General features: G+C 42.1%; 6 protein-coding genes. 1 reads left to right on the top strand and 5 read right to left on the bottom strand.

Annotated features, from left to right (window positions below):
* Positions 1–17 precede the first annotated feature (17 nt).
* From BQ7480_RS15225 to BQ7480_RS15240, 4 genes are all read right to left on the bottom strand, one after another.
* Positions 18–1,568 carry a RagB/SusD family nutrient uptake outer membrane protein gene (locus BQ7480_RS15225; RefSeq protein ID WP_072543510.1) on the bottom strand — a complete coding sequence of 517 codons (1,551 nt, stop codon included), beginning with the start codon at positions 1,566–1,568 and terminating at the stop codon, positions 18–20.
* Between the two features lie 15 nt (positions 1,569–1,583).
* The gene (locus BQ7480_RS15230; protein ID WP_083581844.1) at positions 1,584–4,745 is read right to left on the bottom strand and encodes a SusC/RagA family TonB-linked outer membrane protein; all 3,162 of its coding nucleotides are present in this window, start codon (positions 4,743–4,745) and stop codon (positions 1,584–1,586) included.
* Between the two features lie 507 nt (positions 4,746–5,252).
* Positions 5,253–6,701, bottom strand: a complete 1,449-nt coding sequence (locus tag BQ7480_RS15235; RefSeq protein ID WP_072543511.1) for a RagB/SusD family nutrient uptake outer membrane protein — start codon at positions 6,699–6,701, stop codon at positions 5,253–5,255.
* A 19-nt stretch (positions 6,702–6,720) separates the two neighbouring features.
* A complete protein-coding gene (locus BQ7480_RS15240) occupies positions 6,721–9,603 on the bottom strand; it encodes a SusC/RagA family TonB-linked outer membrane protein (protein WP_072543512.1) in 2,883 nt (960 codons plus the stop codon).
* A 240-nt stretch (positions 9,604–9,843) separates the two neighbouring features.
* Here BQ7480_RS15240 and BQ7480_RS15245 point away from each other — a divergent pair, with 240 nt between their 5' ends.
* Positions 9,844–11,400, top strand: coding sequence for an ATP-binding protein (locus BQ7480_RS15245; RefSeq protein WP_072543513.1), 1,557 nt, complete (start codon positions 9,844–9,846; stop codon positions 11,398–11,400).
* 95 nt (positions 11,401–11,495) lie between these two features.
* Here BQ7480_RS15245 and BQ7480_RS15250 read toward each other — a convergent pair whose 3' ends face one another.
* Complete coding sequence (locus BQ7480_RS15250) at positions 11,496–12,950, bottom strand: SusD/RagB family nutrient-binding outer membrane lipoprotein (RefSeq protein WP_072543514.1); 1,455 nt, start codon at positions 12,948–12,950, stop codon at positions 11,496–11,498.
* Positions 12,951–12,953: the final 3 nt, after the last annotated feature.

Raw genomic sequence — 12,953 nt, forward strand, 5'->3', positions numbered from 1 at the left:
TTCATTTCTATTAAAAGTTATCGAACAATAGGATTGTTATCCGAGCTGCTGATATGCTCGTTTCCGTCAATCTCCGACTGAGGCAAGGGGAATATGAAGAGCGGAGAAGCCACTCCCGTATTCTTCGTCTGCACTGTTTGCGAATGATTGGAGCCCTCATACTTCCGGTCGTAACCCAAGGCCAAGCGCTGCAAGTCGAAAATTCTTCCTGCTTCACCCCACAATTCCACACGGCGCTGCAACAGGATTTCTTCCATCAGCGTAGTAACAGGAGCATTCGTATCCGAATTATAAGTTTCCGAATCCTTACGCTTCGCCAGAATATCTTCATATTTTGCATCCCGAAGCATCCCCAGTCGCTTGATGGTAGCCCGTGCCAGATTAAACTCCTTCAGATGACATTCCGCCTCCGCCTGAATCAACACCATTTCCTCCGCACGCATCAACAGATAGTCGCCAGTCCAGATGGTATAATCGGCCATCTTAAATTTCAACTGACAATAACTTACCATAGAATTGCCCTTCTCGTTCTTTTCCAGTTTTCCCCGGAACCATTTCATCTTACGCTCATCCGTATCCGACAACAGGTTATACAATCCGGAACTGATGCACTGGCGGGCCTTGGAGCCATACATACCTTTTGCATCCGCATCCATGTGAGAGAAGAATCCGGCATAACCCGAAGTCTGGTCTTTCGAAATCTCCAGTCCCCACATGACATCGTCCACCTTCACACTGTTGTTTCCACCCAAGACATCTACTTTAACCAACGAAAGTCCGGGTTTCGTCAGTGCCTCTTTCGCCGCTTCCGCCGCTTCCTTATACTTATGCTGCACCAAGAAAGCACGTGCCTGGAAACCTTTGGCCACATAATAATCTATGTGAGAGATGTGTGACTGTTTCAGTCCTTTCAGACGGCTGACTGCCTCGGCCAAATCCGAATTAATCTGGTCGTACACTCCCTGCACCGTACCACGCGGTTTTCCTTCCGTTCCGGCTACCGTCGGTTCCGTGTAAAGAGGAACTCCCGGTGCATTCTCATGCCCTGCATAAGTTTGCTGATACAATTGAATCAGATAAAAATAGCAATAAGCCCGGAAGGCATACGCCTGCCCCATCAGACTATTCACCAATTCAGGGTCTCCGTCCAGCTTTCCGTCGTTTGCCAGAATATAATTCAGGTTACTGATAATCGTATAATAAAAATTCCATACAGAATAAGAACGTCCGGCTTTTCCGGCATAATCTCCGTGTACGTTTAGGCGATAATCCTCATAAAACCATCCCTGCCCCTGTTCATTCATCAAATGATCTTCTGCCATCAAATCGGCAAATAACTGAATGGCCGTCTGCCCACAGTTCTGTGTGCCCCAGCCAGAGCTCCATCCGGCAGTATACAAAAAGCGATATGCACCGTTAATCGCGGCTTCCGCATGCTCCGCGTTCTCAAAAATCTGCGTTCCAGACACAGAGTTGGTAGGCTGCGTTTCCAATTCATCCGAGCAGGAAGCCAACAAACCGACTCCTGCGAATGCCAGCCCGCATAAAAAATATTTATTGATTTTCATTGTTGTCTTTTTTCATTAGAATGTTACGTCGATACCAAATGATACAGTCCGAACCGGCACATAGCCAAAGCTCGTACCGCCACTGAAATTGTGCTGAGGATTCATACCCTTCAGGCAGTTGAACAACACCACATTGTCTGCCGTAGCCGAAAGCCGCAAGCGGTTCATGCCCCATTTCTGAATCAGTTTCTCCGGGAAAGTATATCCCAGCGAGATATTCTTGATGGCCAGGTAAGAAGCATCAATCAAGTCGTTGTTAGTCGTAATATAACTCTTGCCAATCTCGATACGAGGAATGTCGGTGATGTCACCAGGCTGTTTCCAGGCACGTTCCAAGTGCTTGCTCTTAGCCTGTCCGACATAATTTCCATACAGCAAGGTTCTGTACACACCGTCCAGCACCTTACCTCCAATAGAATACGTACAAAGCACAGCCAAATCAAAGTTCTTGTACCGGAATTCATTGTTGAAAGAACCATACAAGTTTGGAATACGGCTGCCCTGGATATCCTTGCAGTTAGTAGCCTTCGACGCATCATTCGAGATATACTTCTCGCCTCTTACACCATCTTTATCTGTATCCCATACCCAGTACAACTGTTCACCTGTAGCCGGATCCACTCCTGCCGCGGTAGCCGTATAGAACGAATTGATAGTCTCACCTTCACGGATGATATAACTTCCATTAATAATTTCCGGTTTATCGGCCAACTGCAACACCTCATTCTTCACAGTCGAACCCATCAACGTCAGTCGCCATCCGAAGTTCGGTTGCTGGAAGATATCAGTGGCAATGCTCACATCCCACCCTCGGTTACGCATGCTGCCGATGTTCTTGTTGTATCCGTCAAACCCAAGCGAGGTAGCCATCGGGAAAGACATCAGCATGTCCGAAGTTTTCCGCTGATACCATTCCACACTGAAGCTCACACGGTCGAACAAACGACCTTCCACACCCACATTCAGGTTGCCGTTTTTCTCCCACTTCAGCCCCTTATTTTCCAAAGAAGACAAAGCAGCACCGTTCATCGTGTTGTTCGGGTAGCTCAGGCTATAGAAAGACTGCCATGCATAATAAATGTCATAACCGCCTGAATCGAGCAAACGGTCATTTCCCTGCACACCGTAGCTAGCCTTCACCGACAGGTTGTTCACCCATCTCACGTTTTTCATGAACGCTTCCTGCGAAATCCGCCAGTTCGCACCTACCGACCAGAAATTACCCCAGCGGCTGTCCTTGTAAAAACGAGACGATCCGTCGGTTCGGAAGCTGGCCGAGAAATAATATTTATCGGCGTAGTCATAAGACAGGCGCGACAAGACCGATTCCACCGAATAATTATGGCTATAAGAGTCCGTATCTACTACCGTTGTAGCCGCCGCCAGTTCATACAACCCACCGAAAGGGAAACCGGTCTTTTGACCAGACAAATAAGAATAGGTGTATTTATAAAATTCATGTCCCACCAGTGCCGCCACATGATGCTTGCCAAAGCGCCGGTCATAATTCAGCAGCTGGTTCAAGGTGTAGCTGAAAGAACGGGAAGCACTCTTTGTCAGACGTCCCTTCACGGAAGTCGCATTACCGTTATAAGGATTGTAATAAGTCATATTATCCCGGTTAATCAAATCGAATCCATAATTCACCGAGAATTTCAATCCCTGCAAAGGACCCTCTTTCAGGTTACCTAATTCCATATACATACGGGCACTCAAGTTGTCGCTCGTTGTAGAATATTTGTCATCATACAAGGTAGCAATGGTATTCCAGTCCGCATTCGCACCCGCCGGGCGGTTTGCACCATAATCAAACACCGGATTACCACTTTTATCTAATACCGTTTTTCCATCCGCATCCTTCTCGTACACAGGGAAAATAGGTGCCATCAGCTGGGCCGTGTACCACACATTGGAGTTTCCCGATGAGTTTTCCACTGCCGTATTATTTTCATTGCGCGAATAGCTGGCATTCATTCCGGCCTTCAACCAGTTTGTCACATCCGAATCAATGTTCATACGGCCATTGTAACGTGAGAACTGGGTAGTCTTCAACAAACCTTTTTCGTTCAAATATCCCAATGAAAACATATACTTTGTCTTCTCATTTCCACCAGAAAAAGAAGCATTATACTCCTGACGCAACGGATTGTTCACCATCGCCTCGTTCATCCAATCTTCCGAATATTTCAAGCGAGCATCACCACGCACCTTACCCGTAGTAGGATCAATCAGGTCCGTCACAGAATAATTAAACGGATTATACTGCTCATTCTGACCGAAAATCGCAGTAGGTCCCGATTTCATAGCTTCCAGTGCCGCAACTCCTGCTGCCGCCGGCGAAAGGCCATTATTATAAATCTGATTGTTTTTGTACGACTGGAAAACAGTTTCCAGATATCCCGCCTCATCCATTGTCTCATAACGAGGAATGGAACGGGAAGCCACACCCCAGTTAGCCTTCAGATTGACATTTACCTTGCCCGACTTTCCTTTCTTCGTTGTAATCATCACTACGCCGTTTGCTCCGCGTGAACCATACAACGCACCTGCCGAGGCATCCTTCAACACCGTCATCGATTCGATATCATTCGGATTGATGGAAACCACATCTCCATCATAAGGCACTCCGTCTACCACATACAAAGGGCTTTGAGCCGAGTTGATAGAACCATAACCGCGAACCACGACCGAAACCCCTGAACCCGGCTGGCCAGAACCGGAAGTGGTCTGTACACCGGCCACCAGTCCGTCTAAAGCCTTCGTGACATTGGCTACCGGCCTTGACGTGATTTTGTCAGCCTTGACTACTGATGCCGAACCGGTAAACGATTCCTTCTTGGCTGTACCATAAGCCACAACCATCACTTCGTCCAGCTGCTTTGCATCCGACTTCAGTACCACATTTACCACCGATTTCACAGGCACTTCCTGGCTCTGCAAACCGATAAAAGAAACCACCAGAACTTTTGCCGAGGCCGGCACTCCGGTAATTGTAAAATTTCCGTCGATATCGGTCACTGTCCCTACAGTCGTACCCTTTACCAATACCGATGCGCCCACTACCGGCAGTCCGTCTTCATCGGACGTCACATTACCGGTCACTTGAGAAATCTGGGCATTAGACAGACCAATCCCTATCAGGAGAAAGGTCACGAACCACGTGATTTTTTTCTTCATAAAATCTCTCTTTAGTTTAGTTAAGTTAAACAAGTATGTTTTCACAAACGGGCTGCTAAAATAATAAACTAAGGAGAATAAGTCAAACAGAGGGTATTCTTACACTTATTCCATAGGCAGGAAACAAAAGAATATTAAAAAGAGATAAACAAATGATTCTTAATAGCTTGCATGGATTTACCTATATTTATACAAAACGAATATAAATAGAATAAAATTGCATATATTTTGTATTATTAACAAGACGATTCATATGAAAAGACCATATTTTAATGGGATATTACCAAAAACTGGTTTAAAAACAATAATATTGAATCCAACAAGATAAAAATTATACATGCTATCCCAATAAGCTTTTCAGAAACCTACTAAAAAAAATAGTTTTACATAAAAACAACTTACCCAAGAATACGCTCAAAACGTAAACTTGGGTAAGGTTTCAAAAACTAAAAGAAATCTAATCTTTTAGCCTATAATATATTATTTATCCGAAATAAGATTTTAGTCTTATAACGCGGGCAAATAATCGCTCCAGTTGTCATTCTGCTGACAACCCGTTCCTGTATTGATTTCAGCTTCTGGTATCGGGAATACGAAATTCTTAATGTCCCAATTCTGGAAGTTATCTCCTGATACCAAATCTCCCATACGGCGTGCGTCGTAGAAACGGTGTCCCTCAGCTACAAATTCACGAATTCTTTCTTCAGAAATGAAAGACAACAACGCAGCAGAAGTTGAAGGCAGATCATCTGTTGACGTAATATCTTTATTACGCTTTGCTGTAAACATCAGATATTTCTGAGCTTCTCCAATGTTTCCATTACGTGCTTCACACTCTGCAATGATGAGTGACATTTCTGACTTACGGAAAACAGGGATGTTACAAACTGCTGTAGAAGTTTTACCTACGAATTTGGCTGTAGTCGTTCCACCTCCAGCTCCACCAATTAATAGCTGTTTACGAATGTCATTGGCACCGAATTTATTAATTACGCTATTCTGCACAGTGGCATAATAACTTCCGTACAATGTATTAATAGAATTGGCGGAAAGGTTATCATCTTCAGATTTCTTGATGGTGAAAAGATCCTCGTCCGTCATAACCACATCTCCCCACATAGATACGTAGATATCATTCGAGGGAACATTGTCAGCACCTGTTCCATCTCCATTGCCTTTCAACGCAATGGCTTCTTTAGCGGCAGCTTCAGCAATGCCATACTCGCCCAAAGACATATATACACGAGCTTTCAAAGCCTGAAGTCCCATCATGCTCATATAATAAGCAGAATTATAAGTACTTGTAGTAGCTTCTTCACCTGCTTGACCAAAAGCATCTTCAGCAGACTGAATATCTTTTGTAATCTGTGCATAAGTTCCCTCAATCGTACCACGGCTTACATTTGCGAAAGCTTCGGGTACTTCTTTATCAATAATGATAATACCCAGCTGTGATTTGTTAGCCTCTGAATAAGGAAGAGCATACAGATTTACCAAATAATAACCAGCTAAAGCCTTTAACGCATAGAACTGAGCAATATAATTATAAGTCGTTGCTTGTTCACTTCCCAGAATGGTACCATCAGTCAACAGTTTGTTTGCTGCATTTATGCCTTCTGTTGCGCCTGCAAGAATTTTGTAGCCTACATTCCACATGTCTTCCAGCTCTTGGTCTGTACTTGTAAAAGTAAAAGCACTATAACTGTACATGTGCCCAGATGAAGCACTTCCTGTACTCATGCCGCTACAGAAATCACCGACAGTGGTTGCATAATTTCCCAGAAAAGGATAACTTCCTACCCGATAATAAATACCATTCAAGCTGTTTTCAATATCTTTCAGCGTAGTATAGGCTCCCTCTCCCTCTTTCTGATCATAGATTTCAGAATCAAGGCTACAGCTTCCCAAAGTTAATGTGCATGCCAAGCCTAATATCAAATATTTTTTTATCTTCATGTAATTTTCCTCCTTAATATTAAATTCCTACTGTGACACCGAACATGAAGCTACGTGCTTGCGGATAGTTCCACCACTGAACTCCATTGGCATCGATACCGGCTGGATCGAATCCGATATAATCGTCTGCAGTAAACGTATAAAGATTTTCTGCTTCCATGAATATACGTACATTATTCAGGAAAGTACCACGTAACCATGATTTAGGCAATGTATAGCCAACCGACAATGAACGAATTTTCAAGTAATCACCATTCATCAAGAAGCGTGAAGAACCTTGGTTTGCCTGTGAACCGTCTGTGTCCAAACGGGGGACATTGGTAATATCACCGGGCTTCTGCCAACGATTATCATAAACATAATTGATATAGTTCTCATAAAATGCAGAACCGATGTTGGCATCATAGCGCAAGTTATCACCATAGATCTTGGCACCCGTAGAGTAGTTGAACTGAACAGCCAAGTCGAATCCGTATGCTTCCAAGTTTGTGCTGAAAGAACCGAAGAATTTAGGATTGGCATCACCCAGATAGCGTTTTGCAGCTTTGTTGTAATCTGTGGTTGTTTCGTTGCCTTCTTCATTTAAATACCACATTGCGTCACCGGTTTCAGGATCAACTCCTGCATATTCCTTCATCTTCCACTGATAAATAGGATAGCCAACTTCTGTAGTTGATATGCTGCCTTCAATCGGGTAGTCTGTAGAAAGTTTCTTTACCTTATTTTTGTTGATAGAACCATTCCATGCAAATGTCCATGTAATATCCTTATTCTTGAAAAGTACGGCATTCAAACTTGCTTCAAAACCTTTATTTTCCAATTTACCTACATTCTGATAGATAGAAGACATACCGGTAGCAAAAGACAAAGGTACAGAGAATACCATGTCTGTAGTCTGGTGGTTATAATAGTCCAAGCTGATGTCAATACGTTTGAACAAGTTCAAATCTACACCGACATTGAACTTCTTGGTCATCTCCCATTTCAGGTTTTCATTACCGAACTGTTCCAGCTGCATACCCGGTTTGCTGTTATAATTATATCCAAAACCGTACAAGTTAGAAGCTGCATAATAACCACTTCCTACTTCCTGATTACCAGTTGTACCGTAGCTTGCACGAATAGTCAGGTTAGACAACCAGTTGCTTGTGGATTCCATGAATTTTTCTGCAGTCAAACGATATTTACCGCCGACAGACCAGAATGTAGCCCAACGGTGTCCATCCGCAAAACGTGAAGAACCATCAGTACGTAAGCTGGCAGACAAATAATATTTATGATTATAGTCATACTGACCGTTGAAGAAGTAAGAGTTCAGTAACAACTGCATTTGAGTAGTTGCAGCAGAACTTGGAGTTGCAGCCAAAGACACATCATTCAAATCTTCTACAGGGTAGTTAGAACCAGCCAGATATGCTTGTTTGTAGTTTTTCTTCTGTCCTTCCTGACCTACCATCAAGTTCAGATTATGTACATCACTAAATGTTTTAATGTAGTTCAACGTGTTGGTGATGGTCAACATGATACGAGTTGTGTTGGCATTTTCACCCATCGCATTCATTTCAGCACCTTGAGGTTGAAGGAATGACCAGTAGCCAAACTCATCAATAAAGTAAGCATCTACACCTCCCCGGCTCATGAAGAAAAGTTCCGGAGTAAAGTTAATCTGTACATACGGACTTAACAATACACGATATTGTTTAGCCAAGCTCTTGTCACCATATTCAGAACGGATAGCTACAGGGTTGTAACCAGTAGTCGTATCAAAATTGAATTCACCTTCAGAATCATATACGTTTGTCATAGGGTTCATCATGTAAACCTGGGTCAGCGGGTCAGAGAAATAACCACCACCTGCACCCATATTGGTTCTGGTGTATGACAAGTTCGTATTAAATCCATATTTCACCCATCTTGATGGCTGATGGTCCATATTGTAACGGAAAGAATAACGTGTCAAATCTTTTCCCTTCATTACAGACTCGTTGTTATCATACGCAAATGAAGCATAATATTGCGGAGCATTTTCAGAGTTACCACCTCCACTAATATCAAATGCATATGACTGAACCAAACCAGTACGAGTAATTTCATCTATCCAGTTGGTCTGTTTGCCTGTGTTTCTATAATTTGAAACCCAACCGCCAGTATACCAATCATAGAATCCTTCTGCTCCAGCCTGATCATAAGTATAACCCAGACCATAACCTTCGTTATAAGAACCAAAAGTAGAATTTGCTCCGTACGTATTGTAAGAGTTCAGCAATGCTTCCGTTGCCAGTTCAATATTTTTATCTGCATCCACCAATTTATATCTATCGGTATAAGAAGGCATCTGGTTGAAGCCGACTTTTGCAGTCACATTTACCTTAGGTTTACCGGCCTTACCTCTTTTAGTGGTAATCACAATCACACCGTTAGCTGCACGTGCACCATAAATAGAGGTTGCTGTTGCATCTTTCAATACAGTCATGCTTTCAATGTCCTGTGCATTTAATGTAGACAACGGGCTGGTTGTTTGTCCTTCGTCAGAACGGATACCTACCGCATCGTTATCGAAAGCAACCCCATCAATTACGTATAAAGGTTGAGTTCCAGAATTTAAAGAGTTACGTCCACGAATAAAAATTGTGGCAGGAGCGCCCGGCTGACCAGAACCGATATTCATCTGCAATCCCGGGACTGTACCTTCCAATGATTTAATAGGGTTCGGGTCTACTCTATTTCCAATTTTCTCAGCATCCAGCGTACTTGCAGCACCTGTAAATGCTGACTTCTTAGTAATGCCATAGCCTGTTACTACAACCTCGTCAAGTACCTCAGCATCAGACTTTAACACTACTTTTACCATCGGAGCAATTTTCACTTCCTGAGTCTGCATTCCGATGAAGGAAATGACCAAAGTTCCCGCCGAACTAAAGAATCCTTATAATTGTCTTGTAATCAAGCTTATACATTTTTTCTAAATATTTCCTCTTCATAAGTTCTAATAATCTACAAGAGGATGTTTTTCACAATTTTTCTACCCAGAATCTACTCCCTTTTTATTATAGAATCCCGGTTATATTACAACTTATATTTCTTAATTTTGAATGAGTTATAAGATAAAAAAACTAACTTTGTAAATAAACACTTTAGCAAGATGAAAAAATATCCTGTAGGTATACAAAGTTTCGAGAGCCTTCGTAAAGGAGGCTATCTGTATATAGATAAAACTGAACTTATTTATCGTTTGGTATCGACCGGAAAGTATTATTTTTTCAGTCGGCCAAGACGATTCGGGAAAAGCTTGTTGATATCTACGTTGGAAGCCTATTATTCCGGGAGAAAAGATTTGTTTCAAGGATTGTATATTGACCAGGTGGAAAAAGAGTGGCTCTCTTATCCAGTTTTACATATTGACCTAAATGCGCAAAAATATGACACACTTAAAAGCCTTGATGATATTTTGAATGATATCTTAACAAAATGGGAAAAAGTCTATGGAACAGAGCCGAGCGAAGTATCTTTATCCTTGCGTTTCCAAGGAATAATTCAGCGTGTAGCCGAAAAGACCGGAAAAAATGTCGTGATTTTGGTAGACGAATATGATAAGCCCATGCTTCAGACTATCGGAAGCAATGAACTGCAAGACAGTTATCGTGATACATTAAAGGCCTTTTATGGAGCATTGAAAAGCAAAGATCAATATATTCAATTCGCATTATTGACAGGTGTTACCAAGTTCAGTAAGGTAAGCATATTCAGCGATTTGAATAATTTGATGGATATATCCTTTGACCAACGATATGCTGCACTTTGTGGAATTACGGAAGATGAGATTCATACTTGGCTGGAAGAAGACCTGCATGAATTGTCTGTTCATACCAATATGAGTTATGAACAGGTCTGTCAGTCTTTAAAAGAGCGTTATGACGGATATCATTTTACTGAAGATTCCATAGGATTGTATAACCCATTTAGCCTTTTCAACACGTTTGCTAAAATGAAGTTCGGCAATTATTGGTTTGAAACAGGTACACCGACTTATCTGGCCCAATTGCTTAAACAAAACAAATGCAATTTGGCCCGTCTTTCAAATGAAATGGTTACAGCTGATTTACTGAATGGCGTAGAGCCTTTGGCAAATAGCCCTATCTCAGTCCTATATCAAAGTGGATACCTGACGATTAAAGACTATAATTCCCGTTTTAACATATATACTTTGGGGTTTCCCAACAAAGAAGTAGAAGAAGGTTTTATTAGTTATCTGTTGCCATATTATGCCCATGTACAGCCCACAGAGTCAGCATTTCAAATGATGAGTTTTATAGAGGAAGTAGAAAAAGGAGAGATAGATGCCTTCTTTTCACGCCTGCAAAGTTTTTTTGCGGATACTCCCTATGAAATGATACGCGATTTGGAGCTACATTATCAGAATGTACTTTTCATCATATTCAAACTGCTTGGTTTCTACACAGAGGCAGAATATCATACCTCAGAGGGCCGCATAGATCTGGTGATAAAAACAAACCATTTTATTTATGTGATGGAATTTAAACTGGACGGTTCTGCTGAAGAGGCATTGAAACAGATAAATGACAAACACTACGCAATTCCTTTCCAAACAGATGGGAGGAGGGTTTTCAAAATAGGCGTAAACTTCAGCAATAAGACACGGAATATCCAGAAATGGATTGTGGAAGACAGTTTAAGATAAAAAACAACTTACCCAAGAATACGCTCCAAACGTAAACTTGGGTAAGTTTTTCTTTATTTAGTTGAGAAGGATAAAATATCCAGCAAAATCATGTTTTATTTGCCACCGTTTATCCATGTTTTTTCAGAGTAGATGTAATACCCATCTCCGTATGCACTACTTACGTTTGGATTGCTTAACACACTACTGTTACCGTATGGCAAGCGTTCCGGATAACGATTTACCCCTCCTTGTGTGTTGTAAGGATTGGTCAGGACTACATAACTTTCTCCCATTGCTTTCAAACGGCGTAAATCATTGTAAGTTTCCACTTGCTCATCCGCACATTGAGCAATGTACTTCTGTTCAAAAAGCGTCTTGAGCGTCGGTGTTCCCAATGAATTTACGTAAGCACTGGCATCGCTATCATCTCCACACCATCCCAATATTTCACTGATAGAAGCGGTTACAGCCTTTTGGAATTCACTGGTAGCATCTTCATTCAGGCGTAATTTAGCTTCAGCCAAGATGAAATATAATTCAGACACGCTGAACAGATGAAGAGGTTGAGTACCTAAATCATACCATTCGGGGAAAGCCAGACTTCCGTCGGCAACTTGTGCGGCAGCTTCATCTCCAGGAGTATATGATTCTCCTGTTTCATAAGTGTAATAAGTAAAACGAGGGTCGTCACTACCCATTAAATCCGTAACGGTTTTTGAAGAAGCAATATAATATCTGCTCCATAGATAAGCGCTCCAGGGATTGTCACAAGTAACGCCGTTGAATTCTTTAATCATGAATCCTTTGAAACCCAGTTCGACAGCCTTCCCTGCCGCAGCTTTCACCTCTGTCAATAGTGCATTCCTATCTTCGGTTACAGCCAGCTGATGAATCAAATAGCGAGCTTTTAAAGCGTATGCTGTGGCCATCCACTGTTCATTATCGTTCTTAAACGCGATGTCTTGATTTCCGGCAGACTTTAAATCTTTTCCTTTTTCAAGATTGCTGATAGCATCTTCCAGTGTCTTTAATATACCGACATACACATCCTTTTGTGCATCCAGTTTAGGCTGGAGATTATTTTGTCCCAGCAAAGCCTCACTATAAGGAATATCTCCATGCATATCTGTCAATACTCCAAAATTCAGGGCTTCCAGCACTTGGGCCATACCCAACAAGTCATATTTACCGGCATTGCCTTGAGTTCCGGTGTTGATTTTGTCAATCATCTGACGAATGTTCATCAAATTTCCGTATGTGGAATTCCAGACATTGTTAAAGGTTGTAGACGCAGCCCATTCAGAAGAGTTACGTAATTCAGCTCTCATCAGCTGATTGTTTCCCACGCCAATTTCTTGCTCATTGAGAGAAGAGAGATAAAAAGCATAATCCCCAGAAACAGTACTGAAACCTGTGGCCATGATTGCATCTGTCAGCTGAAGTGCGGCCGACACGTTTTCAGGAGCAGGATGCTGATTATCTTTGTTGATATCGTCCATTATATCCTCGGTGCAAGAGGTCAGTCCGAGAAATGCAACAGACAAAACGGATAATATATATTTCTTCATGTT

Source organism: Bacteroides mediterraneensis (assembly GCF_900128455.1).
In the GTDB taxonomy this organism is placed as follows: Bacteria; Bacteroidota; Bacteroidia; order Bacteroidales; family Bacteroidaceae; genus Phocaeicola; species Phocaeicola mediterraneensis.